Below are 24,226 nucleotides of genomic sequence, written 5' to 3' on the forward strand. Positions count from 1 at the left end.
GGCCTTCCGGGGCGACGAGTCCTATGCCTTCCACAACATGCATCCGGAGCACGCCCTGCGGACGCGGCCCGCAGGGCAGCCAGGGCCTTGCATCATGCTGATCGATCTCGACCATTTCAAGCAGATCAATGACCGCTATGGCCACCCGGTGGGGGACGAAATCCTGGTGGAGTTTGCCCAGGTGGTGCTGTCGCTTTTGCGCGAGGGCGATGTGTTCGCTCGCATGGGCGGCGAGGAGTTCTGCATTCTGCTCGCGCACATGCGCGCGTCGCAGGCCTTGGAGGTGGCGGAACGGGTGCGCGAGTTCGTGGCGGCGCACCCGTTCCAGACCTCGGCCGGAGTGGTGCGCTTGAGCCTGAGTCTGGGCATCGCGGGATGCGATGCGCCGGTGCAGAGCATCGACAGGGTGCTGTCGATGGCCGATCAGGCGATGTATCGCGCCAAACAGGGCGGGCGTAATCGCACCGAGCTTTATTGCGACTAGGGTCTGTTCACGCTATTCCCTCTGAATCACGAGGGCATTCCTACAAATAAGAATTATTCGCAATAAGATAGCCCCAAGGCGATGGCGCAGAGCGTTTCGCCTCGGTGGGTCTGATTCCGGGCCGACCTGACTTGGGAGATCGATCATGGGATATGCAGAACTTGGGCTCAGTCTGTTGGTGGTGCTGCTGCTGACGTGGGCGGCGATGGAGTGGTCACGATGAACCCGCGGCTGTGCAAGCCATTGCCGCGAGCAGCGAACGTAGTCTCCGCGCTGGAGCCGGGTGCGAACGCGGGCTTGACCCTGCATTCGCGCGAGCTTTTCCGGCAAGGCTCTGTGGTGCAGATTCGCCATCAGGGGCAGACTTACCAACTGCGTTTAACGCGGCAGGACAAGTTGATTTTGACCAAGTAGTTGATTTCTCGCAGCTTTGCTCGCCAGCCTTGTGTGGACTAGTCCTCCAGCACATTAGCTAGCCATGCGATTTTTATGCCGAATACCCATAAAACCCGAATCGACTCCGCCGAGCCGCTGTTGGCCGGAACCCTGGCGTTGATGACGTTTTACGCGGACAAGCCCAGTCTTGCGGTCATGCAGAAAATCGGCCGTAATCTGCAGACCTTGCAGCAACACCCTCAACTCAGCGCCGAACTCAGCATCGTCTGCCGCCGTCTGGCAGCGTACTGGCTGACGCTGGGCTGCGAGGTGGAGCGGGCCGATGCGCATTCGGCCTGCCGCTTTGCGACGGCGTCGTCGGCGTTACAGTAATTACGGTTGAGCGCTATCACCGCCGCGCAGCAGCGCGAGCAGCCCGTCGAGCTCGTCCAGCGAGGAAAATCGAATCGCGATTTCTCCGCTGTGCTGGCCTTTGCGGCCCGCCTTGCTGCGAATTTCAACCGGGGCGGTGAAGCGCTCCGACAGTTCTTCTTCCAGCCGCTTCCAGTCTTGATCTTTGGCGGCTTTGGCTTTTTTGGGCGTGGCGCCCGGGTTCTGCGCTTGCTGGGCGCGAGCCACGAGTCGCTCGGCTTCGCGCACGCTCAGGCGTTTGGCCAGAATTTGCTGTGCGGCCTGAACCTGCTGCGCCTTGTCGAGCGATAGCAGCGCGCGGGCGTGACCCATGTCGAGATCGCCCGCCAGCAGCATGGTCTGCACGGCCTCGCTCAGTTGCAGCAGGCGCAGCAGATTGCTGGTGGCGGTGCGCGAGCGGCCGACGGCTTGTCCGGCCTGTTCGTGGGTGTGGCCGAACTCTTCGATCAGCCGGGCGATGCCGCGGGCTTCTTCCAGCGGATTGAGGTCTTCGCGCTGGAGGTTTTCGATCAGGGCCATGGCCAGGGTGGTGCGGTCGTCGGCCTCTTTCACCAGTGCGGGCACGCTGTCGAGCCCGGCAAGGCGGGCGGCGCGGGTGCGGCGCTCTCCGGCGATGATTTCATAGCGGCCATCGGGCAGGGCGCGAACGAGCACGGGCTGCATCACGCCTTGCGCCTTGATGCTCTGCGCCAGTTCGTAGAGGGCGCCTTCGTCCATCTGCGCACGGGGCTGATAGCGGCCGGGCACGAGATCGTCCAGCCGCAGTTCGCGTAGTGCGGCGGCGTCGGTTTCCGAGAGTTCGACGGAGGGGCCGAGCAGCACGTCGAGGCCGCGGCCGAGTCCTTTGGGTTTTTTGGTTGCCATGAGCGTGAGACGGATCAAGCGGGGTGATCAAGCAGAAAAAAGGGCGGTAGGGTGCTGGGCGGGCGGCAGTATCGCGTCCAGCAGTTGACGGCCTTGGGGCCAATCGCCCAGGCCGGACGCGGTATTGACGTGCCCGTAGGCGCCGAGGTTGGCGCAGCGGGCCCCCCAGCGCTGGGCGAGCTGTTGTGCGACCTGCCAGCGGCAATAGGGGTCGTCGGTACTGGCGGCGAGCATGGCAGGGAAGGGCAGCGGCGCTTGGCTCAAGGGATGTCGCCAGGGGAGCAAGGCGGCGGGCAGTTCATTGCTCTCCATATCGGGCGGCGCGACCAGCAGTGCGCAGACGACGCGGTCGACATGGCGCGTGCTGGCCGACCAGGCGTCGATCAGGTGGCAGCCCAGGCTATGGCCGACGAGCGCGACCGGGCCGGGCTGGGCGAGGATGACGTCTTCCAGCCGGGTGATCCAGTCGCCGCGGCGCGGAAAATCCCAGTCGGCCTGTTCCACCACGGTGTCGCCGTAAAGTCTTTCCCAGCGGCGCTGCCAGTGCCCGTCGCTCGAGCCTTGCCAGCCGGGGAGCAGCAGAATGCGGGTCATGCGGCCACGGCCAGGCGGTCAACCATTTCCTGGGCAAACTCGGTGAAGGCTTTGGCGCCGCGGCTGCTTGGGTCGAACACCACGCCAGGCAGGCCGTAACTTGGCGCTTCGGCTAGGCGCACGTTGCGGGGAATGACGGTGTTGAACACTTTGTCGCCAAAATGGTTTTTGATTTGTTCGCTGACCTGCTGCTGCAAGGTGATGCGCGGGTCGAACATCACCCGTAGCAGGCCGATGATGCGCAGATCGCGGTTGAGGTTGGCGTGCACCTGTTTGATGGTGTTGACCAGATCGGACAGCCCTTCGAGGGCGAAGTACTCGCATTGCATCGGAACAATGACGCCGTGCGCGGCGCAAAGGCCGTTGAGTGTGAGCAGGCCCAGGGCGGGCGGGCTGTCAATCAGGATGAAGTCGTAGTCGGCATCGACGGTGGCAAGCGCGGTCTTGAGTCGGCGCTCTCGCTGCGGCAGGCTGACCAGCTCAACTTCGGCGCCGGCCAGTTCGCGATTGGCGCCGATGAGGTCATACCCGGCTTTGGCGCTGCGTTGCCGGGCCTGGGCAAGCTCGGCCTGCCCGATCAAAACTTCGTAAACCGAGGCCTCAAGGGCGTGTTTGTCCACACCGGAACCCATGGTGGCATTACCCTGCGGGTCCATATCGACCAGCAAAACGCGCTGGCCGATGTTCGCCAGGGCGGCCGCCAGATTGACACTGGTGGTGGTCTTGCCGACGCCACCTTTTTGGTTTGCGATGCAAAAAATCTGCGCCAAGCCGATTCTCCAGAAAACCGATGTTTCACGTGAAACGGTGCTGAGTGAGGAGTCCTACAGACTTCTGGCTCAACCGAGGCTGTATTGTGCCGGAGCCGATGGCTCGGCCACGAAATCAGCGGTCAGCAGACGTCAGCCGCAGCCACACCAGGCAACGCTGTGCATCGAGCCCAGGCACCTGAAGGGGTTCTATCTGCGTGGCCACATCCGCGGGCAACGCCATGATTTCATCTCGAGGCGTTTGGCCCTTCATGGCGCACCACTGGCCGCCGTCGGCAAGCAGATGCCGGGTGCTCTGAATCAGCAAAGGCAGATCGCTGAAGGCGCGGCTGGTCATGCAATCAAAACCGCGTGCATCGGCCAGAGCTTCGACGCGCGCATGGTGGACGCTGACCTGCCTGAGTTGCAGGCTGCCGCTGGTCTGCTGTAGAAAGGCGCATTTCTTTTGCACCGCATCGATCAGATGAACTTCCGTGTCGGGCAGGCCGATGGCAAACACGATGCCGGGCAGGCCACCGCCCGAGCCGACGTCCAACAGGCGCCGGGGGGCTAGGCGTTGCAGAGCGGGTAGTGCGGCTAGGCAATCGGCCAGATGCAGCCGGGCCATGCCCTCGAGATCGCGTACCGCGGTGAGGTTGAACACCCGGTTCCAGCGTTGCAGCAAGGCGGTGTAGTCGAGCAATTGCTGGCGCTGGCGCGCGGTAAAGTCGAGTTGGAGCGCGGACAGGGTTTGGTGCAAAAAGTCTTCGAGGGAAAAGCCGCCAGCGGTGCGGGGGGTAATCGCACTCACGCGAGGGCATCCTTTTCTAGCTTGAGCGCTTTTTTGAGGACGCCTTTGCGCAAATGAATCAACAATAAGGAAACGGCCGCGGGGGTCATGCCCGACAGGCGCGAGGCCAGGCCAAGCGTCTCGGGGCGGGCTTGATTGAGCTTTTGCTGCACTTCGATGGACAGTCCCGACACTTCTCGGTAGTCGAGATCGGCCGGCAGGCGCAACGATTCCTGCTGCGCAGCGCGCTCGACTTCATCTTGCTGGCGTTCGATGTAACCGGCGTATTTGAGGTGGATCTCAACCTGCTCGCGCTCGGTCTCTCCCAGCGGGAATTCCGGGGCGAAAGCGGGGTGCGGGAACGCGGTCAGGGTGTCGTAACGCAGTTCGGGGCGACGCAGCAAGTCGGCAAGGTTGTATTCGCGTTCGATGGATTTGCCCAGCAGCGCTTCAGCCTGTTCGGGCGGAAGGCTTTGCGGCGTGACCCAGGTGGTGCGCAGCCGTTGAATCTCGCGCTCGATGGCGTCACGTTTGCGGCAGAACGCATCCCAGCGGGCGTCGTTCACCACGCCGAGTTCGCGGCCGATCTCGGTCAGACGTAGATCGGCGTTGTCTTCGCGCAGACTGAGCCGGTACTCGGCGCGGCTGGTGAACATGCGGTAGGGCTCGCTCACCCCTTTGGTCACCAGGTCATCAACCAGCACGCCGAGATAGGCCTGATCGCGCCGCGGACACCAAGGATCACGGCCCTGTACCTGCAACGCGGCGTTGATGCCCGCCAGTAACCCTTGCGCAGCGGCCTCCTCGTAGCCGGTGGTGCCGTTGATCTGCCCCGCGAAGAACAGCCCATCGATGGCCTTGGTTTCCAGCGAGGTTTTCAGCGCCATCGGGTTGAAATAGTCGTACTCGATGGCATAGCCGGGACGCAGCAGATGGGCATTTTCCAGCCCCGGAATCGAGTGCACCATGGCAATCTGCACATCGAAGGGCAGGCTGGTGGAGATGCCATTGGGGTAAAACTCGTTGGTCTGCAGCCCCTCGGGTTCGAGAAAAATCTGGTGCGAGGACTTGTCGGCGAAGCGGTGAATCTTGTCTTCGATGCTCGGGCAATAGCGCGGGCCCACGCCTTCGATCACTCCGGTGAACATCGGGCTGCGATCGAGCCCGGCGCGAATGATGTCGTGCGTCTGCTCGGTGGTATGGGTGATCCAGCAAGCGACCTGTGCAGGGTGTTGATCGGCAGAGCCGAGAAAACTGAAAACCGGCATCGGGTTGAGGTCGCCCGGCTGCTCGATGAGCTTGGAAAAATCGATGGTGCGGCCGTCGATGCGCGCCGGCGTGCCGGTCTTGAGCCGCCCCTGCGGCAGTGCGAGCGCCTTCAGCCGGGCGGACAAACGCAGCGAGGGCGGATCGCCCGCGCGCCCGGCGGCGTATTGGTCGAGTCCGATGTGAATTTTCCCGTCGAGAAACGTCCCAGCGGTCAGCACCACAGTGCGGGTGCGAAAGCGGATGCCCATCTGCGTGACCACGGCCGTAACCCGCTCGCTTTGGCCGGTCGATTCCACCAGCAAATCATCGGCCGCCTGCTGGAACAGCCACAGATTGGGCTGGTCTTCCAGCCGTCCGCGTATGGCACGCTTGTAGAGCTGACGGTCGGCCTGCGCCCGGGTAGCGCGCACCGCAGGGCCTTTGCTGGCGTTGAGAATGCGGAACTGGATGCCTGCTTCGTCAGTCGCCTCGGCCATCGCGCCACCCAGCGCGTCCACCTCTTTGACGAGGTGTCCTTTGCCGATGCCGCCTATCGACGGATTGCACGACATCTGGCCCAAGGTTTCGATATTGTGCGTCAGCAACAAGGTGGCGCAGCCCATGCGCGCAGCGGCCAGAGCCGCCTCGGTGCCGGCATGCCCACCCCCGATGACAACGACATCAAAGTTACGCGGATAATCCACTGTGTGTCTCCTCAACCCGATTATTTTATGCGGGTTTACCCGGTGCGGCAGCTTGGTCGGGCTTTGTTTCACGTGAAACATATCCACGAACCGCATTATTTTGATTTTTCGACTCAATTCCATGCAAACCCTGCGCGAACTGCAAGAGCTTTATCCCTCGATGACCTCTGTGCCCACCGCTGAGCTGGAGGCGGAATGGGCTGGCGGGGCGACCGTGATGCAGGTGCCGCGCGGAACGCAGCTTTTCGCGCCCGGCGCGAACTGCGGCGGGTTCCCGCTGGTGTTGTCTGGCGAGGCGCGCGTGTTTCGCATGGCGCCCTCCGGGCGGCAGTTGGAGATGTATCGCCTGACTCCGGGTGAAATCTGCCTGGTGTCGTCGGCCAGCCTGTTTTCGGGTGAGGTGCTCACGGCCTTTGCGGAAATGCAGACCGAGGGGGCGCTGTGGATGATCCGTCCTGAATTGTTCGAGCATTGGCTGCAATGCGCTCCGGCCTTTCGCCGGTTCGTTCTCGGCCAGTTTGCCGCGCGCATGGCCGACATAACTGCCTTGATCGATGCGCTGGCCTTTCATCGCCTGGATCAACGTCTGGCGCAAGCCCTGCTGGGCCAAGGGCCGCGTCTGCAGAGCACCCATCAGCAACTGGCTGACCGGCTGGGCACGGCGCGGGAGATCGTCACCCGCCTGCTCAAGCGCTTCGAAGCCGCCGGGTGGGTGGGGCTGTCGCGCGAGAAGATCGACATTCTGCAGCCCGCCGTGCTGCGCCAAGTGGCCGCCGGGGAGCTGTCGGGGTAAAACGCGTGTGACCGAGGTCACTGTGCGTCCGCACGAATCGGTGTCAAATTGCGATATTCATTTTTCAAGGAGTGGACCATGAAATTCAACGTTGGCGGTATCGATCGCATTCTGCGCATTATTGTGGGCATCGTTCTGATCGCCTTGAGCCTGATGGGCACCATCGGCGTCTGGGGTTGGATCGGCATTGTGCCGCTGGTCACGGGCCTGTTCAAATTCTGCCCGCTGTATTCCATCATCGGCATGAACACCTGCCCGATGAAAAAATAAGGCAGGCGGCCATGTGCCGTGCTTCAACGCCGTGTTTCAGATGAAGCGCCCCCTGGCAACATGCGGCGCTTTTTTTATGTTTGTTCAGAAAAACGCGTCGTGCGCGGTCTTGAGAATGAGCGCCGCGACGACCAGCAGAAAGACGCCGCGCACGAAGTGCGTGCCCCGGCGTAAGGCGAGCCGGGTGCCCAGCAGGCTACCCGCAATATTGCACACCGCGATGAGCGCGGCATACTGCCACATGACATGGCCTTTACTGGCGAACACCAGCAGGGCCGCCAGATTGCAGGCCACGTTGACCACTTTGGCGCTGGCCGAGGCATGGAGAAAATCAAAGCCGAAGCCACGGACAAACAGGAAAATCAAGAAATTGCCCGTGCCCGGCCCGAAAAATCCATCGTAAAAACCGATCAGCAGGCCGCCGCACACTGCCAGAGCCCGCTCGGCGCCGCCGCTCAGGTGCGGGGCATGGTGATGTCCCAAATCCTTGCGCTTGAGGGTGTAGAGCAATACGGCCAGCAGAATGAAAGGTAGGGCCTGCCGAAAATCAGTCGACTTGACTTGTGTGATGAGCCAGGCGCCGCCAAGCGCGCCGACAAACGCTGCAAGGGTGGCGGGCGCCACAGTGGACCAAGGGGGCTGAACCCGGCGCACATACGACCACATTGACGCCGAGGTGCCCCAGATGGCGCCGCCTTTGTTGGTGCCAAACAGCGTGGCAGGAGCCGCGTTGGGAAACGCGGCAAACAGGGCGGGTACGAGTACCAGACCACCGCCGCCGACAATGGCATCGACAAACCCGGCAAAGAGCGCGGCAATGCCGAGCAGGATCAGTTCCATATTGGGAGCGGGCGAGGGGAGCGGGGCGTAAAAAAGCACCGGAACGAGTGTTCACGGTGCTTCGGGGTACTGCTTGCGCAGCCATCTTGTGCAGCGCTGTTGTCGTGAAACCACCTGGGTTGCAGGTCGTTTGTCTCCTCGATCCCTCTTGTTGGGGCGCGTTGGGTGAGCCCAATCGCAATACAAAACATTGTTCGAATTTTGGCTGCCGCGCGCACTAGGGGCGAACCCTGAGAGTTGGGGTTTGCAGGTTAGCGTCCCAGGCCCGGAAACAGCTTGATCAGGCCGTCGCTCATCATTTCCACCGCGAGCGCCGAGAGGATCAGGCCCATCAAGCGGGTCATCACATTGATGCCGGTCTTGCCCAGAAACCGCGCAATCGGTTCGGCCGCCATGAAGCACAGCGCCGCGGCCCCGGCAATGATCACGCCGTAGCCGATCAGCACCGCGTGCTGCCACCAGTGGTGCGTGTTGCTGGCATAAATGATCACCGTACTGATGGTGGCCGGGCCTGTGAGCAGGGGGATGGTGAGCGGCACCACGGCCACGCTGGCCCGGTCGGCGGCTTCTTCTACCTCGTCACTGGTCGATTTGGTGGCGCCGGTTTTGGCGTTGAGCATGCTGATGGCGCTGATGAGCAGCAGCATGCCGCCGCCGACCTGGAACGACGCAATGGAAATGCCGAAAAAATGCAGCAGATCAGCGCCGATCAGCGTGCTGACGGCGATGACCAGAAACGCCGAGATCGAAGCGACGAGGATGGTCCGCTTCTTCTGCTCCCGCGAGAAACTCTCGGTGAACAGAATGAAAAAGGGAATGATGCCCAGCGGATTGACGATCGCCAGCAGGGCGATCAAGGGCTTGACCAGATTCATGGATTTGGAGTTGTGAGTGCGCGGGCTCCATTATCGGCGCCCTCGCCCTCATCTCACCGCCGGGCGTGACGGGCCAGCGTTTAGATCACCCGCGAATAGCGGGGCTGCAACAGTTGCTCGCGCGGCTGATGCAAATAGCCATCGAACTGCATGGCGACGATGCGCACCAGCAGGCGGCCTTGCGGCGTGACCTGGACGCGCAGACCTTGCGGGCCTTCGCGCACGACCAACCCGGCATCTTCCAGCGGCTTGAGGCGCTGCAGGTCGAGGGTAAAGGTGGCGGCGGCGTCCACTTTGAATTCGTCGGCCAGTGCGGCCAGATCGAGCTGGAAATCGCACATCAGCCGCTGAATGGCGGTGCGACGCAGGTGGTCTTCGGGAGTGAGATGCACCCCGCGCGCCGTGGGCAGCTTGCCGAAAGCCAGCATCTCGGTGTACTCGTCGATGGTCTTGGCGTTCTGCGCATAGCAATTGCCGACGTTGGAAATGCTGGATACGCCAAAGGCCAGCAGATCGAGTTCGGCCTGCGTGGAGTAGCCCTGGAAATTGCGGTGCAGCTTGCCCTCACGCTGCGCGCGGGCGAGCTCGTCGCCCGGCTTAGCGAAGTGATCCATGCCGATATAGACATAACCCGCTTCTTCCAGCCGTCGGATGGCCAGACCCAGCAGGCCGAGCTTGACCTCGGCCGTAGGCAGGTCTTCGGCGTTGATGCGGCGCTGCGGCTTGAAAATATGGGGCAGATGCGCGTAGCTGTAGAGCGAGAGCCGGTCGGGCGAGATCTCGATCACCTGATCGAGGGTGCGGGCGAACGAATCGAGGTTCTGGAAGGGCAGGCCGTAGATCAGGTCGAGGCTGATGGAGCCAAAACCATTGGCACGGGCAGCGTCGATCACCAGCCGGGTTTCTTCCACGCTCTGGATGCGATTGACCGCCTGCTGTACCTCCGGCGCGAAATCCTGCACGCCCACGCTCATGCGGTTGAAGCCGAGCCGGGCGAGATGCGCCACGCGCGTCTCATTCACCTTGCGCGGGTCGATCTCGATGGAGAATTCACCGCCGGGCTGCAGGTCGAAATGTTCGCGCGTCATGGTCATCAGCCGCGCGGCTTCCTCGTCATTCAGGAAGGTGGGCGTGCCGCCGCCCCAGGGCAGCTGGGTGACGGGCAGACGGGCCTGCAAGAGGCTGGCAATCAGCCCCAGTTCCTGTTCCACGCTGTCGAGATAGGGCGCGGAGCGGCCGTGATTCTTGGTGGGAATCTTGTTGCAGCCGCAGTAGTAGCACAGGGTCTCGCAGAACGGCACATGGAAATAGAGCGACACCGGCTCGCCGGGACGCTGGGCGCGGCGTCGCAATTCCTCGGCGTAGTCGCGCGCGCCGAAACCGGAGTGCATCCGGTCGGCGGTGGGGTAGGAGGTGTAACGCGGGCCGGAGATGTCGAAACGCTGGAGCAGCTCGGGCTGGAAGTCGAGAGATTGATTCATCATAATGATTGAATGTTTGCGCAAAGCCAGCAGGAAGGTTTTGATCTGACGCAACGGTTGGCGAGGCAGCGGTGCGTTTGCTGCGGCGCAAAACCAACAGTCTGAGGCGCAAGACGGCGCCCTGCAGAGCAATGGACTATCCTGCGGGGGTTTTTGGCTTAGCGACATGGCCCGCGACTTTTCATGCAGACGCAAACACATCCGACGAACGCGCCGCGATCCGCGCAAAAAACTGGCTTGGTCACGCTGAGTATCAGCGCTTTGGGTGTGGTGTTCGGCGACATCGGCACCAGTCCGTTGTATGCCTTTCAAACCGCGTTCAGCCCCGGTCACGGTATGCCGTACAGCCCGGACAATATCTTCGGCGTCATCTCGCTGATCTTCTGGGCGCTGATGCTCATCGTGATGGTGAAGTACGTGTCGTTCGTGATGCGCCTGGACAACGACGGCGAGGGCGGCATCCTCGCCCTGCTGGCCCTGGTGATGCGTCGTTTTCCCAAAGATTCGCGCCGACGCGCCGTGGTCACGACGCTGGGCTTGGTGGGTGCGGCGATGTTTTACGGCGACAGCATCATTACCCCGGCGATCACCGTGCTCTCGGCGATGGAGGGTCTGGGCGTGGCCACCCCGGTTTTCAACGACTGGATCGTGCCCATCACCACTGGCATACTGGTGGGATTGTTCGTGGTGCAAAAGCACGGCACGGCGCTGGTCGGCCGCTACTTCGGCCCGGTGATGCTGGTGTGGTTCGCTGCCATCGGTCTGCTCGGTTTGGCGCAGGTGGTGCAAAACCCTTCGATCTTGCTGGCGCTCAATCCGTATTACGGCGCCCATATGTTCGTGCGCGAGCCCGGCGTGGCGCTCATTTTGCTCGGCGCGGTGTTTCTGGTGCTCACCGGCGCCGAGGCGCTGTACGCCGACATGGGACATTTCGGCCCCCTGCCGATCAAGATTGCCTGGGTGTGCGTGGTGATGCCCGGTCTAGTGCTCAATTACCTCGGCCAGGGCGCGCTGGTGCTGGCCCATCCCGAGGCGACGAAGAATCCGTTTTTCTATCTGGCGCCGTCCTGGGCGCTGTGGCCCCTGCTGGGGTTGGCTACAGCCGCCACCGTCATCGCGGCGCAGTCGGTGATCTCGGGCGCATTTTCCATGACCACGCAGGCGATCAAGCTGGGCTATCTGCCGCGCATGCGGGTGGTGTTCACCAACGAGGGCAATCAGGGCCAGATTTATGTGCCGTTCATCAACTGGCTGCTGCTCGTCTTTGTCATCCTGCTGGTGCTGAGTTTCAAAACGGCGGAAAACCTCGCGGCGGCCTACGGCATCGCGGTGAACATCACCATGATCGTCACCACCGCGTTCTGCTGGATGATCGCGCAGCACCGCTGGGGTTGGAGCGCCCTGCGGGCCAATGCGGTGTTCGGGCTGTTCGCGCTGATCGATCTGGCCTTTCTGTCGTCCAACGCGCTGAAGATCGATCACGGCGGCTGGTTCCCGCTGCTGTTCGGCGCCGTGGTCTACACCCTGTTGGCCACCTGGAAGCGCGGCCGCAGTCTGCTGCGTCGCCAGCTCGAGGAGCACGCGCTGAACCTGCAGGATTTCGTCGCCAGCCTGTCCACCTACCCGCCAACGCGGGTCGAGGGCACGGCCATCTACCTCACCCCCAGTGCGACCACCGTGCCGCACGCGCTGCTGCACAACCTCAAACACAACAAGGTGCTGCACGAGCGGGTGATTTTTCTTTCGGCGCAGACCATGGATGTGCCGCATGTGAGCGCCGAGCAGGGGCTCAAGCTCACACCAATGGACGAGGGCATCTACCTACTGCACGTCGAGCTGGGCTTCCAGGACGAGCCCGATATTCAGCGCCTGCTCAAGGAATGCGAACGGCTCTACGGCCTGGAATTCCAGTTGATGGAAACCTCCTTCTTCCTGGCGCGGCAGACCATCATTCCGTCCAAGCTGCCCGGCATGGCGTTGTGGCGCGAAGTGCTGTTCTCATGGATGAGCCGCAACGCGCAGGATGCGTCGGACTACTTCCGCATTCCGCCCAACCGCGTGGTGGAGCTGGGCACGCAGGTCGAGATCTGAGCCAGGCTGTCCCCGCGCGGCAAATCTAGGGACACTCAAACCAGCAGCGGGCCGACGACTTGCTGCAGCCGCTCTTGCGTCCATGCCGGGTGCGGATCGTTCCAGCCGTTATCGGCCAGACGGCCGTCGCGATCGATGACAAAGCTCACGGGAATCCGCCAAATGCGGCCGTAGCCGGGCATCCACGGGCTGGGCAGCAGCCCGACGGGGAAAGACAGCGTGGCAGCGACGGCGCGCACCTGCGCCAGCCGTTCGGGCCCGTCCAGGCAGAAGCCCAGCACCCGCAAGCCCTGCGCGGCGTGGTCTGCGGCATAGCGCGACAGCACGGGCAGCTCTGCTCGGCAGGGGTCGCACCAGGTCGCCCAGAAAGTGAGGATGACGACCTCGCCGCGCAGCGCTGCGGTGGAGATCGTCTGCCCGTCCAGGGTCTGCAGCACCGCGACCGGTGCGGGCTGGCCGACGTGCAGGCCAGCCGCCCGGGCCGTCTGCGAGCCCATGCCGAGCAGGCTCAGGCCAAGGTAGGCGCCGCGTTGCAGCAGGGCGCGCCGGGACCATGCGGTCATCGTCTGACGGCTCAGTGCTGCATGCCGTGCATGTGATCCATGTCCATGCCCTTCATGTCCCCCGGGCCCGAGGCGGTGGGTTTGCGCACCTCGAATTCGGCGGTGACCGTCTGACCGTCGGAGAACTTGAGCGTGACCGGCACCTTCTGCCCCGGTTCGATCCCCGGCTTGGGCTGCATCAGCATGATGTGATAGTCGCCCGGGGTGAAGGCCATGCTTTTGTGCGGGGCGATGGGAATGGCATCGACGTGCACCATATTCGACATGCCGTTCTTGTTGACCGTCTGGTGCAGCATGACCATGCCGTATTTCGGGCTGGAGGCGCCGACGAGCTTGATCTCCTTGTCGGTATCATTGGTGACCTTGGCATAGCCGCCCGCAGGCAGGTTGGCCGGAAGCCAGCGGATCCAGGCGTCGGTGACCTGGATGCCCGCGGCGAAGGCCGAGCCGAGCAGCCCCAGGCTGAGCGCGCCTGCAGCCAGGCCGCGCCGGGCGGTGCGAGAGAAAAAAGCGTTTGAACGCATGGTGAACTCCGTTTGCGAGTGAAAGAAAGCAAAGAATTAAAACGCGGTACTGATTCCCAGGCTGGCCGTCCAGTGCGGGAAGAGCTGATAGCCGTCGAGGCGGCTGTACACCGGCAGTTGCACAAAGCCGTAGGCTTGCCAGCCCTTGACCAGTGTCGCCGATAGGCCGGGGCTGAGGTAGGCCACGGTGCCCGCAGTATCCGCGGTGTCGGCCAGCGCGCCCTGGTCGTGGCTTTTGTGCGTGATGTTCACCTGCACTTGCGGCACGAAATCGGGGCGCGCCTCATCGCGCAGGCCAAAGCTCAGGCTGGCGAGGTTGCCCGGGCGGTAGTCCTCGCCCGGGGTGTCGAGCTTGTGCGCCACCGCCGCCTGAAATTGACCGCTGACGAAGGCGTCGAAGTCTTGGCTGATGGCCTGGTAGGCGTAGGCGCCGACGATCAGATCGGTGCTGCCCGTGCCGGGCTGCAGACTGGTGTCCACCAGTTGCCCGGCACTCGGCCCTCTGGAAAAAGCAACCGGGTTGCGGCCCACCGTGCCCGTGCCGTCGGCGTTCGGCCCGCCGTAGCGGCCGGTCGGCAACTTCAGTCCGAGCTGCAGCCCGACGTTGTGCGTGGGCAGCAGGCCCTGGTAGCTGCCGATGAGCTTGACGTCGCCCAGGCCGCGCAGCGTGGCGCCGCTGAGGTTGCCTGCCGTGATCTGATCCGGCGTGGCCGCGCCATAGGTGCTGTGGCTGCGGTCGATGTAGGGAATCTGCAGGTTGACCGACCAGTTGGCATTCGGGCTGTACGTCAGCCCCAGGGTGGTGTAACGGTTGATGGTGTCGTGCTCGACTTCTTGCCCCGCGGCGGGGTTGAGCGCGGCCACGCTCGCCGCCGACACGCTGTGCGTGCCGGTGCGGAGCTGGCTCTGGTTGATGTAGTCGGTCTGCAGATTGACCCGCCAACCCGAGGCGGCGGAATAACCCATGGCGGCATCGGTACTCAGACTGCAGCCGCAGGTGGCGCAGGCGTGCGCAGACAAGGGAAAAGCCAGCGCCATGGCGCTGCAGGCCAGGCTGGCAGCGCGCAGGGCGCGCGACTGGGGGGCGGGCAAGTGTCTTGCCCGTGGGGAATGTACGCAAAGCATCAAAGACTCCTGTAGGCCCGCAGGGGCGGGCGTGCATGCCGAGCGCCGCGTGTGGCGAAACGCGCAGCGCGACTTGGAAAGCGGGTCAGGAGAACCGGGGTGGAGCGCGGGGCTGTTGCGGGGAGTGGGGCGGCGCTGCCGCATACGGCGCGGCCCGGTAGGCAGGGCATTGTGCGACCCCCCCTGCTTTGCTGGGCAGGACCGATTTGTCGGGCGCGGGCAACGCAGCCTGGGCGGACGCCGTGACCGCCGCTGCCGGGTTGAGCAGGACCAGCAGGCTATGCGCGTGCGGCTGCGACGGGCTGTGGCGCGCGGGCTGTGCGCTGCGCGCCGACGCATCGTGGTCGGCGGCGGCGCTCGCGCAATACGGCAGCGAGATCCAAACCGCAGCCGGCTGCCGCGCCAACGCCAGCGGCTGCAGCATGAGCGCCGCGAGCACCACCCAGATCAGATGGGAGGCGTGGCGCAGAGTGGAAAACAGACGCGGCAGAAAGCGCATGGCGGTGGAGTGTCTGCTTTGCATCTTACGCAAACAAGCGCCGTCGCTGGCGATTTTGCGTTTGCGCAATACATTGCGGCTGAAATCTGATTCGGCGCAGCAGCACCCGCGGCAGCGCCGTCAGGCAGGCAGGCTTCGCACCGCGCAGATCAGGCCACAGGCACCCACCCTGCAAGCCTTTACCATGCAAGGATGCAGACCGCCCACCCACCCGCCCCCAAGCCCTACACCCGCGCCGCCCAACTGCCTGCTCTGCTCAAGCAACGCATCGTCATCCTCGATGGCGCGATGGGCACCATGATCCAGCGCTTCAAACTCAGCGAAGCGCAGTATCGTGGCGAGCGCTTCAAAGACTGGCCGCGCGATGTGAAGGGCAATAACGAGCTTCTCAGCCTGACGCAGCCGCAGATCATCCGCGACATTCACGAGGGCTATCTGGCCGCGGGCGCCGATCTGGTCGAGACCAATACGTTTGGTGCGACCACGGTGGCGCAGGACGATTACGGCATGGCCGAACTGGTGGACGAGATGAACGAAGCCTCGGCCCGGCTCGCGCGCGCGGCCTGCGACAAGTTCAGCACCCCGGACAAGCCGCGTTTCGTCGCGGGCGCTCTGGGCCCCACGCCCAAGACCGCGAGCATCAGCCCGGACGTCAACGATCCCGGCGCGCGCAATGTCGATTTCGAGACCCTGCGCGCCGCCTATGCCCAGCAGACCCGCGCGCTGATGCGCGGCGGCGCCGACGTCATTTTGGTGGAAACCATTTTCGACACCCTCAACGCCAAGGCGGCGCTGTTCGCCGTCGATGAAGTCTTCGAGCAAACCGGCGAGCGCCTGCCCATCATCATCAGCGGCACCGTGACCGACGCCTCCGGGCGCGTGCTGTCCGGCCAGACCGTGACCGCATTCTGGGCCAGCGTGCGCCACGCCCAGCCGCTGGCCATAGGGCTGAATTGCGCGCTGGGCGCAGCCCTCATGCGGCCCTATCTGCAGGAACTCGCCAAGGCCGCGCCCGACACCTTCATCTCCTGCTACCCCAATGCCGGCCTGCCCAACCCGATGAGCGACACCGGCTTCGATGAAACGCCCGAAGTGACCTCGCGGCTGCTGCACGAGTTTGCCGCCGAGGGCCTGGTGAACATCGTCGGTGGCTGCTGCGGCACCACGCCCGAGCACATCGCCGCCATTCAATCGGCGGTGAAAGACGAAGCCCCGCGCGCGCGCCGCCGTGCCGGGTTCTATGCCGACGCGGACTGATTCACCTAGGCCTTGACGGGCATTGCGCCGCGCGCAGCGTCTTGCCGGGCGTGCGGGCAAAATCGCAACTCCGTTCGAGCCCTAGAGGAGACATGAGATGCAGTTGCCCGATATCCGCGTTGGAGACCGCTGGGTGTTCGTCACCCGCACGCAGGAAGAAATCGAGCGTGGTGACGCCGGTCTAGTGCTGGCCAATCACGTCACGCAGATCGGGCCGAATGGCGAGGTGCATGTCGAAGTGCAGCGCACCAATAAGGCCGACGCGCCGGTGCTGAAAAACATCTATTCCAAGCAGTTCGACCTGCTCTCACGCGAAATCGTGCCGGGCGAGGCGATTCAGTACAGCCCGGCGTTTCCGCAGTTCGACTTTCCGCTGAGCGTGGGCAAGAACTGGAAAGACACCATCACCCAGAGCCAGCCCGATTGGGAACTGCACACCCGGCTGGGCGTGAGTGTGAGCGTGGAGGCCGAACAGACCATCACCGTGCCCGCAGGCACTTTTCACGCCATTCGCCTGCAAGGGCACTACACCGCCGCGCAGGCCACGGTGATGACGCACTACTGGTACGCGCCGGCAGCAGGGCGCGCGGTCAAGGGCATCGAGGACACGCTGTCGATCAATGGCGTGCGCACGAGGTTGATCTACGAGCTGCAGTCGCTCAATCGGCTGCGCGCATAAGGCGGGGCAAGGTCAGCGCGGGTCTGCCGGGCTGACGCGCACCCCGACCTTAAGGGTGTGATCGCCGCCGCCGCGGATGACGCCACGCAGGGGAGAGACGTCGGCGAAGTCGCGGCCCAGGGCGATGCGGACATAGTCGGCGGCGGGCTGGCGGTTGTTGGTGGGGTCGAACTCCACCCAGCCGTTGACCGGGCACCACACGGCCACCCAGGCGTGCGAGGCATCGGCGCCGACGAGTTGTTCTTCACCGGGCTTGGGATGCGAGCGCAGGTAGCCGCTGATGTAGCGCGCGGCCAGCCCGAGGCTGCGCAAGGCGGAAATCATGACGTGCGCATAGTCTTGGCAGACGCCGGCGCGCAGTTCGAGCGCCTGCGGGGCGCGGGTCTGCACTTCGGTGCTCTCGGGGTTGTAGGTGAAGTCGGCGTGGATGCGCTGCATCAGGTCGAGGGCGCCGCCGAGCAACGGTTGCTCGGGCGCAAAGCTGGGGGCGGCGTAAGCGGCGGCGGCGGCAAACAGGGGGGCGAAATGGGTGCCGAAAGTGAACTCGGCCTCGGCGACATAGGGCTTGCCGACGCGGTAGAGCAGTTGTTCGCGCACCTGTTCCCACGGCGGGCTGGCGTCCCAGTCGGGCGCCTCGGGCGCACGCACTTGCACCAGGCTGACGGCACGCACGGTCAGCGTGTCATGCGGGCTGTAGTAGGCGAAGAACTCACGCTGGTTGCCGAACACATCGACATCGCTGTGCCGATGTTCGGGCTCGGGGTGAATGTCGCAGACGTAGTCGATGCGCTCTTGCGCGGCATGATCGAGCGGGCAGAGATGCGCCAGATGGTGGGCGAGTTCGACCGGGGTGGCGTAGGCGTAGGCGGTTTCGTGCACCACGCGGTAGAGCACGGCGTCAGCCTGCGCGGTAGAAGCGACTTGAGTCATGCGTGCGGCTTTCAATACCCGCCCAGCGTGCGGTCAGGCAGGCTGGCGTGGGCGAAATAGCGGCGGCTGATCTCGTCCGACAGGCGACAGGCGAGATCCATGCTCTGCGTCAGGGCGAGGTCCAGCCCCATGTAATGCAATTCTTGCGTGTGGGTGCAGAGTTCGGGCAGATGCCAGTCATCGGGGTCGGGCGCGAGGGCGATCAGGGCCTCCTTGTCGGCGGCCTCGCCCGGCAGTCTGGCCATGCGGGCGCGCAGGGTCTGCGCTACCCAGCCCAGGGCGCGGGGGTTTTCGCGGTCGAGCATGAGCAGGTCGAGCAGGGGCGGAACTTCCAGCCGCTTCTGGTACAGCGCGCGGTAGGTGATGGTGCTGTCGAACAGCGCCAGCAGCAGGTTGAAGCCGCTGTCGCTGTGCACCGCGCCGCTGCGGAAGGCTACGGCCAGCGCTTGCCCCAGCAGCAAGAGGCGTTCGATGTGGCGGCCGATGCTCAGCAGGCGCCAGCCGTCGTCGCGGGTCATGCGGTCGGTTTGCGCGCCGGTGATGGCGCTGAGCACTTCGGTGAGCCGCTCCAGCCCGCGCAAGGCCTGGGCCGACTGCAATTCTTCCCGCCGCGAGGCCGTGGGCAAAAGCTCCAGTGCGGTGGCCGAGGCGATCCATTGCCGGTGGTCGCCGCCCAAGCGTTCGCGAACTTGAGTGGCCGCGTGGCCCAGCGCCTGCAGGTTCTGCACGATGCCGCCGGCGTGCTGCCCCGGCACGAGACCGCGCACCACGCAGTGCTCAAAGCCCTGCGGGTTGTCGCGAAGATCGGGCGCTTCCTTCCTGACCAGGCCGTTGCTGCGACACCATTGGTCGAGCATGTTGCAGACGGCCGGGCCCAGATCGTCGTCGCCCGACAGTGCGCGCAGGGTGATGCGCGCCAGCCGGGCGCTGAATTCGGCGCGCTCGCAGTAGCGTCCGAGCCAGTAGAGGTTTTCGGCCGCCCGGCTGGTGACCACGCGGTGATGGTCGATCAGATCTTGCGGGCGCATCGGCTCGGGCAGCAGGGTGGAGCTGTCCACCGCGTCGCCGGTGATGATCCAGGCGTCCTGGCTGCTGCCGCCGCGCTGCATCGACACGGTGTTACCCCCGCGCGGCGCGGTGCGCACCAGCCCGCCGGGCAGCACCCGCCAGCCGCCGCGGCCGTCTGACAGGGCATACACCCGCAGCATGGCGGCGCGGGCGGCCAGCTGCTCATTGCTCCACACCGGCACATGCGGCAGGGGTTGATATTGCTGCAGAGTGACCAGTGCCGGGTTGGACTGCACCCGTTCGCGCCAGGCGGGCAGTTGGCCGTAATCGAGGCTGGCCATCACCGTGGGCTCGAAGCCGCAATCCGGGTGCACCGGTTTGATCACCCAGGCGCGCAGATCGTCCATCGGCGCGTCGCACACGCCGGGCTCGCCGCACCACCAGGTGGGCAGCGAGGGCAGCTGGAGCGGCTCGCCCAACAGGGTTTCGCACAGCTTGGGCAGAAAACCCTCCACCGCGGGCGATTCGAGAAAACCGGCACCGAGCGCGTTGGCCACGAGCACGTTGCCCGCACGCACCGCCTGCAGCAGCCCGGCCACGCCCAGCATGGAATCGGGACGCAGTTCGAGCGGGTCGCAGAAGCTGTCGTCGAGACGGCGCAGCACCACATGCACCGGCTCCAGGCCGCGCAGGGTTTTGAGGTAGAGCCGGTCTTCGCGTACCGTGAGGTCGCTGCCTTCGGCCAGGGTGATGCCCAGGTAACGCGCCAGATAGACCTGCTCGAAATAGGTTTCGCTATACGGGCCGGGGGTGAGCAACACTACGCGACTGCCCACGCCGCCGGGCGAGAGCCGCAGCAGCGTATCCATCAGCAGCCGGTAGCTGGCGGCCAGGCGCTGCACTTTCAGGTGGCTGAACGCGTCCGGGAACAGGCGGGAGATGAGGAGGCGGTTTTCCAGCAAATAGCCCAGGCCCGACGGCGTCTGCACCCGCTGGTTGACCACGCGCCACACGCCGTCGGGCCCACGCGCCAGATCGAAGGCGGCGATGTGCAGCCAGATATTGCCCGGCGGTGCATGGCCGTGCAGGGCGCGCAAATAGCCGGGATGCCCCTGCACCAGCGCCGGTGGCAGCAGCCCTTCCTTGAGGGTGCGCTGCGGGCCGGTGTAGAGGTCGGCAAGGATGGTGTTGAGCAGTGCGGCGCGTTGTGCGATACCTGTGGAAATCTGCTTCCACGAGGCTGAGTCGACCAGCAGCGGGAACAGATCGACCGACCAGGCGCGCACGGCTTGCGCGGCGTCGGCGTGGACGTTGTAGGTCACGCCGTCGTCGTGAATCTGCTGCAGCAACTGCTGCTGCCGGGCGCTCAGGCTGTCGAAGCCGCCGGAGCCGAGCAGGCGAAAAAATTGGTCCCAGAGCGGGGCCAGCGGTGCACCCGTCCCGCCATCGGAGACGCGGCCGCGCAATTCGTCCCAGTGGCCGGGGATGACGGGGGAAGCCAGGTCGCGGGCGAGCGCGGCGCAATCTTCACCCGGACCGAACGCGCCTTGAGATTGAGATTGGAACAGGCTGACCATACGGCATTGTGGCATGCAGGGGACGCCCAGACAGCGGCAGGCCTCCCCCGATTGCGGTCAAACTTCATGCGTCCATTGACTGCGAGCATAGGGCAGCTTCGGCAAGATACCGGCCAGACAGGTCGGGTGGTGTGAAACTTCAGCGAGAAACCTCGGCAGGCTTCACATTTGCGCTCCAGTAATGCGGTTTCGCATCGCGCCAGGCGATGAAGGTGTCGGGCGCGGTGTCGCGCCACAGCAGCGCGCCCTGCAGGTCGGTGCGCCAGACGGCGATGCCGCGCTCGGCGTAGCGCGCCAGCACGGCGGGGTGGGGGTGGCCGTGCGAATTGCGATAGCCCGCCTGCACCACGGCGGCGCGCGGCATCACCGTGTCGAGCAGGGCCTCGCTCGACGACGTCTTGCTGCCGTGATGCGGCGCCAGCAGCACGTCGGCATAGGGCAGTAGATCGGCGCGCTGCAGGGCGCGCTCCTGCGGCTGATCGACGTCGCCGGTGAGCAGCACCGAGGCGCCGCGCGCGGCCACATGCAACACGCAGGAGCGGGCGTTGTCGCTACTGGGGGCGTCGCCGGGCGGGGGGCTGACGATGCGGAAGTCCACGCCGTCCCAGCGCCAGTGCTGACCGGCGGTGCAGGGCTGGCGCTGCTGCAGGCCGTAGCGGGCGGCGGCGTCCGGCGGGGCCGAGGTGAGCAGATCGGCTTCGGGGTGGGCTCGGGCGAGGGTGGCTGCGCCGCCCGCGTGATCGCTGTCGTCGTGACTCACCACCACGCGGTCGAGATGGCGCACGCCCAGGCTGTGCAGCAGCGGCAGCAGCACGCGGCCACCGGCGTCCACGCCCGGCGCCTGTCGCGGCCCGGTGTCGTACAGCAGGGTGTGCCGCGCGGTGCGCACCACTACCGCCATGCCCTGTCCGACATCGGCAAACCACACCTCCATCGCCCCGGTCTCGGGCGCTGTGCCGGGGTTGCTCGCCAGTGGCAGGAGCAGCAACAGACCGGGCGCGCGCAGCCGCCAGTTCCACGGCAGCGCCAGCGCCAGCACGCCGAGCGCGGCCAGCGCCAGCGTGAGACCGTCGGGCGCGGCGGCGTGCCACTGCGCCAGCGGCCAGTCGGCCATTTGGTGCAGCACCGCGTCCAGACCCTGCTGCACCCAGGCCCCGAGCCGCCACGCCCAGCCGTCCAGCGGCGCGGGCAGCAGCAGACCGCCGACCGCCAGCGGCGCAACCACCAGGGTGACCACGGGAATCGCCAGAGCATTGGCCAGCGGCGAGAGCACCGCGATCTGCTGAAAGAACAACAGCGTGAGCGGCAGCAGGGCGATGGTGGCCACCCACTGCGAGTGCGCGGCGCGGCGCAGCGCCTGAGCGCCGCGCTGCAGCCGACCGGCGGGCGCGGCTTCGCCGGGGCCGCAGGCCAGCGCGGCGGTTTCCGGGTGCCTGCGGTTGCCCGCGACGAACAGCATGCCCACCGCCACGAAAGACAGCCAGAACCCGGCCTGCCGCACCGCCCACGGATCCCACAGCAGCACGGCGGTCAGCGCCAGCGCCATCACGTCACGCCAGTCGGCGCGCAGCCCCCGCTGGCGCAGCAACAGCACCACCGCGAGCATCAGCAGGGTGCGCTGTGCCGGCACGCCCCAGCCCGCGATGAACGCGTAGGCGGTGGCGATCAGCAGCGCTCCCCAGGCGGCGACGGTGGGGGCGGGAACGGTCAGCGTCCAGGGATGACGCAGCCGGGCGCTCTGCCGCCACAAACCGCCCACGAGACCCAGGGCCAGCCAGGCCAGCAGGGTGATGTGCAGACCGGAAATACTCATCAGATGCGCGACGCCGGTGATGCGGTAAGTCGCCCAGTCTTGCGCGGAAATGGCGCTTTGATCACCCAGAGCCAGCGCGATGACGGTGTCGGCGGCGGGGACGGAGTGATCGCTCCTCCCCCACGCCGTGGGGGAGGTTGGGAGGGGGTGAGGCGCGTTCTGCCCTTGCAGCGCGGTCATCATGCGCTGGCGCAGGTGGTCGCGCAGTTGCGCGATCCAGTCGGCAGGCGCGCGGCGAAGGCCGAGAAGCTGCGGGGGCGCGCCCATGCGGCTCACGGTTCCGGTGGCGCCGATTCCCTCGCGGAACAGCGTCAGCTCGGTGTCGTTGCCGCCCGGATTGGCCAGGCCATGCGGGCGCTTGAGGCGCACCGAAAACTGCCATTCCTGGCCGGGATGCACTCGCGGCAGAGCCTCAGCAGGGCCGGAACCGCTGCGCCGCGCATACCAGCTCAGCGACACCTTGCTCGGCACTTCGGCTGGGGCGGTCGGGGTGATCGTGAGGACGAAGCGCGTGGCATCGGGGTAGAGCACCGGCAGCCCGGTCACCACGCCGCGCACCTGGATGACCTGGCTTTCGAGCGCCGGATCGAGACGGTCGGCCAGCAGCGCAGTGGCGCGCCAGCCCGTCAGCCCGAAAGCGAGCGCAAAGCCGCCGCTGGCAACCAGAAGTTCAAGGGCGATGCGTTGCCGCTTTTGCTTTTTGTTCGCCCAGCCGCCGTAGCGGCCCTGCCACAGCAGCAGCGCCGCAGTCAGTCCGATGCCTGCGGCCGCCATCACGCCGTAAATCGGCTGCGGCCAGAGCGCGGCCTGCGCGGTCTGCAGCGCACAGCCCAGCAGGACGGCAAGGGCAAAGGTCGGCAAGTCGGGTTCCTTCAGGCCGCAGGCAGGTGGTTGATGGCGGGCGTCCCGGCGCTCTCTCGCCAGGGCGTCTGGGCGCATCATAAAAAGCGGGCAGCGCGGCGCGGGAATTTCGTCGCTTTTACAAGTCTCTACAGTTGCGCGCCGTCACACGGGCAAGCAGCTCGTGTTTGTATGGTTCAATTTCTGCAACAGATTTCGGGAGTCTCTGCATGAATCGGCAAAAACACACTTTTGTTCTGCGCTTGAGCGCAGTCGGTGCTGCGACACTTGCAGCCCTCGGCGCGCTGACCCTGGCGGGATGCGCCACGCCGGTCAACCTCAACCAGCCCGTACCGGTGCAGCAACTCAATCCGCCCACGCCGCGCGTCACGGCGCCGCCGTCGACCTACGCCCCCGTCACTCCGCAAGCGCCCCAAAGCGAAGCCCAGCCGCTGGCCCCTGCCGCGCCCATCACCGTGCAGCCCCTGGGGCCTGCCGGTGTGGCCCCGGCCGCAAGCGCGCCCGCTGCGCCGCAGTTCGCGCCCACGCCTGAAGTTTCGGCGCCGCAGCCCAGTGCACCCGCCCTGCCGCCGGGCGCCGTGCGCTTCAACTGCCAGGACGGCAGCTCTTTCATCGCCACCTTCGGCGACGTGTCGGTCACGCTGCAAACCGCGCTGGGCAATCTCACCCTGGATCAGACCGTCTCCGCCGACGGCGCCCGCTATCGCAACAGCGCTTTCCAGGTGTGGTTCAAAGGCCGCCAGGCCACGGTGACCAACTTCCTGCAGAACACCAACACGGTGTGCCAGCAGCAGTGATTT

The 24,226-nt window shown here is 65.2% G+C and carries 24 protein-coding genes; 9 read left to right on the top strand and 15 right to left on the bottom strand.

The annotated features are described in order from the left end of the window. The 3 genes from ABT24_RS05520 to ABT24_RS05530 form a co-directional block, all read left to right on the top strand. On the top strand, positions 1 to 484 hold a 484-nt coding region (locus tag ABT24_RS05520), incomplete at its 5' end, for a GGDEF domain-containing protein (protein WP_286737456.1). Between the two features lie 219 nt (positions 485 to 703). Next, a complete protein-coding gene (gene hemP, locus ABT24_RS05525; protein ID WP_276731952.1) occupies positions 704 to 898 on the top strand; it encodes a hemin uptake protein HemP in 195 nt (64 codons plus the stop codon). Between the two features lie 75 nt (positions 899 to 973). Then, the gene (locus ABT24_RS05530) at positions 974 to 1,252 is read left to right on the top strand and encodes a hypothetical protein (RefSeq protein ID WP_013124570.1); all 279 of its coding nucleotides are present in this window, start codon (positions 974 to 976) and stop codon (positions 1,250 to 1,252) included. On the opposite strand, the gene ABT24_RS05535 is transcribed toward ABT24_RS05530, so the two are convergent. From ABT24_RS05535 to mnmG, 5 genes are all read right to left on the bottom strand, one after another. Beyond that, a complete protein-coding gene (locus ABT24_RS05535) occupies positions 1,253 to 2,155 on the bottom strand; it encodes a ParB/RepB/Spo0J family partition protein (protein WP_276731954.1) in 903 nt (300 codons plus the stop codon). A 27-nt stretch (positions 2,156 to 2,182) separates the two neighbouring features. Further along, positions 2,183 to 2,749 carry an RBBP9/YdeN family alpha/beta hydrolase gene (locus ABT24_RS05540; protein WP_286737460.1) on the bottom strand — a complete coding sequence of 189 codons (567 nt, stop codon included), beginning with the start codon at positions 2,747 to 2,749 and terminating at the stop codon, positions 2,183 to 2,185. Then, on the bottom strand, positions 2,746 to 3,519 hold the full coding sequence (locus tag ABT24_RS05545) for a ParA family protein (protein ID WP_013107579.1): 774 nt from the start codon (positions 3,517 to 3,519) through the stop codon (positions 2,746 to 2,748). The genes ABT24_RS05540 and ABT24_RS05545 overlap by 4 nt, the downstream gene beginning before the upstream one ends. A gap of 115 nt (positions 3,520 to 3,634) precedes the next feature. Further along, a complete protein-coding gene (rsmG, locus tag ABT24_RS05550) occupies positions 3,635 to 4,309 on the bottom strand; it encodes a 16S rRNA (guanine(527)-N(7))-methyltransferase RsmG (protein ID WP_423837854.1) in 675 nt (224 codons plus the stop codon). After that, the gene (gene mnmG, locus ABT24_RS05555; protein WP_276731960.1) at positions 4,306 to 6,240 is read right to left on the bottom strand and encodes a tRNA uridine-5-carboxymethylaminomethyl(34) synthesis enzyme MnmG; all 1,935 of its coding nucleotides are present in this window, start codon (positions 6,238 to 6,240) and stop codon (positions 4,306 to 4,308) included. The genes rsmG and mnmG overlap by 4 nt, the downstream gene beginning before the upstream one ends. 121 nt (positions 6,241 to 6,361) lie before the next feature. On the opposite strand from mnmG, the gene ABT24_RS05560 reads away from it, so the two are divergent. Both ABT24_RS05560 and ABT24_RS05565 read left to right on the top strand, forming a co-directional pair. Then, complete coding sequence (locus tag ABT24_RS05560; protein ID WP_276731963.1) at positions 6,362 to 7,033, top strand: Crp/Fnr family transcriptional regulator; 672 nt, start codon at positions 6,362 to 6,364, stop codon at positions 7,031 to 7,033. 78 nt (positions 7,034 to 7,111) lie between these two features. After that, complete coding sequence (locus ABT24_RS05565) at positions 7,112 to 7,303, top strand: YgaP family membrane protein (protein ID WP_013107575.1); 192 nt, start codon at positions 7,112 to 7,114, stop codon at positions 7,301 to 7,303. 84 nt (positions 7,304 to 7,387) lie between these two features. Here the strand turns inward: ABT24_RS05565 and ABT24_RS05570 are convergent, their stop codons facing one another. The 3 genes from ABT24_RS05570 to hemN all read right to left on the bottom strand — a co-directional run bounded on the left by ABT24_RS05570 (position 7,388) and on the right by hemN (position 10,499). Further along, positions 7,388 to 8,143 carry a sulfite exporter TauE/SafE family protein gene (locus ABT24_RS05570; RefSeq protein WP_276731967.1) on the bottom strand — a complete coding sequence of 252 codons (756 nt, stop codon included), beginning with the start codon at positions 8,141 to 8,143 and terminating at the stop codon, positions 7,388 to 7,390. Between the two features lie 251 nt (positions 8,144 to 8,394). Beyond that, a complete protein-coding gene (locus ABT24_RS05575) occupies positions 8,395 to 9,018 on the bottom strand; it encodes a MarC family protein (protein ID WP_013107573.1) in 624 nt (207 codons plus the stop codon). Between the two features lie 80 nt (positions 9,019 to 9,098). Continuing rightward, positions 9,099 to 10,499, bottom strand: coding sequence for an oxygen-independent coproporphyrinogen III oxidase (gene hemN / locus ABT24_RS05580; protein WP_286737465.1), 1,401 nt, complete (start codon positions 10,497 to 10,499; stop codon positions 9,099 to 9,101). Between the two features lie 183 nt (positions 10,500 to 10,682). On the opposite strand from hemN, the gene ABT24_RS05585 reads away from it, so the two are divergent. After that, positions 10,683 to 12,590: a potassium transporter Kup gene (locus ABT24_RS05585; RefSeq protein WP_276731973.1), complete on the top strand. Its 1,908-nt coding sequence runs from the start codon at positions 10,683 to 10,685 to the stop codon at positions 12,588 to 12,590. A gap of 35 nt (positions 12,591 to 12,625) precedes the next feature. Here the strand turns inward: ABT24_RS05585 and ABT24_RS05590 are convergent, their stop codons facing one another. From ABT24_RS05590 to ABT24_RS05605, 4 genes are all read right to left on the bottom strand, one after another. Further along, a complete protein-coding gene (locus ABT24_RS05590) occupies positions 12,626 to 13,153 on the bottom strand; it encodes a TlpA disulfide reductase family protein (RefSeq protein ID WP_276731979.1) in 528 nt (175 codons plus the stop codon). Between the two features lie 11 nt (positions 13,154 to 13,164). Further along, the gene (locus ABT24_RS05595) at positions 13,165 to 13,677 is read right to left on the bottom strand and encodes a copper chaperone PCu(A)C (RefSeq protein ID WP_276731983.1); all 513 of its coding nucleotides are present in this window, start codon (positions 13,675 to 13,677) and stop codon (positions 13,165 to 13,167) included. Positions 13,678 to 13,713: 36 nt separating this feature from the next. Further along, positions 13,714 to 14,802: a transporter gene (locus ABT24_RS05600; protein WP_423837855.1), complete on the bottom strand. Its 1,089-nt coding sequence runs from the start codon at positions 14,800 to 14,802 to the stop codon at positions 13,714 to 13,716. A gap of 85 nt (positions 14,803 to 14,887) precedes the next feature. Beyond that, complete coding sequence (locus ABT24_RS05605; RefSeq protein WP_276731988.1) at positions 14,888 to 15,301, bottom strand: transcriptional regulator algP; 414 nt, start codon at positions 15,299 to 15,301, stop codon at positions 14,888 to 14,890. 192 nt (positions 15,302 to 15,493) lie between these two features. On the opposite strand from ABT24_RS05605, the gene ABT24_RS05610 reads away from it, so the two are divergent. Together ABT24_RS05610 and ABT24_RS05615 are read left to right on the top strand one after the other, a co-directional pair. Continuing rightward, complete coding sequence (locus ABT24_RS05610; protein WP_013107565.1) at positions 15,494 to 16,558, top strand: homocysteine S-methyltransferase family protein; 1,065 nt, start codon at positions 15,494 to 15,496, stop codon at positions 16,556 to 16,558. A 97-nt stretch (positions 16,559 to 16,655) separates the two neighbouring features. Then, entirely contained in the window at positions 16,656 to 17,237 is a 582-nt protein-coding gene (locus ABT24_RS05615) for a hypothetical protein (RefSeq protein ID WP_276731992.1), read from the top strand. A gap of 12 nt (positions 17,238 to 17,249) precedes the next feature. Here ABT24_RS05615 and ABT24_RS05620 read toward each other — a convergent pair whose 3' ends face one another. The 3 genes from ABT24_RS05620 to ABT24_RS05630 form a co-directional block, all read right to left on the bottom strand. Continuing rightward, positions 17,250 to 18,167 (bottom strand): transglutaminase family protein, encoded by a 918-nt coding sequence (locus tag ABT24_RS05620; RefSeq protein WP_276731995.1) that lies wholly within the window; start codon positions 18,165 to 18,167, stop codon positions 17,250 to 17,252. 11 nt (positions 18,168 to 18,178) lie between these two features. Next, positions 18,179 to 20,752, bottom strand: a complete 2,574-nt coding sequence (locus ABT24_RS05625) for a circularly permuted type 2 ATP-grasp protein (protein WP_423837857.1) — start codon at positions 20,750 to 20,752, stop codon at positions 18,179 to 18,181. Between the two features lie 139 nt (positions 20,753 to 20,891). Next, on the bottom strand, positions 20,892 to 23,426 hold the full coding sequence (locus ABT24_RS05630) for a DNA internalization-related competence protein ComEC/Rec2 (protein ID WP_276732000.1): 2,535 nt from the start codon (positions 23,424 to 23,426) through the stop codon (positions 20,892 to 20,894). 209 nt (positions 23,427 to 23,635) lie between these two features. Between ABT24_RS05630 and ABT24_RS05635 the strand changes: the two genes are divergently transcribed. Beyond that, positions 23,636 to 24,223, top strand: coding sequence for an MliC family protein (locus ABT24_RS05635; RefSeq protein ID WP_276732003.1), 588 nt, complete (start codon positions 23,636 to 23,638; stop codon positions 24,221 to 24,223). The last annotated feature ends 3 nt before the right edge of the window (positions 24,224 to 24,226 follow it).

This window comes from Thiomonas sp. SCN 64-16 (assembly GCF_001725585.1).
GTDB classification, from domain to species: Bacteria; Pseudomonadota; Gammaproteobacteria; order Burkholderiales; family Burkholderiaceae_C; genus Thiomonas; species Thiomonas arsenitoxydans.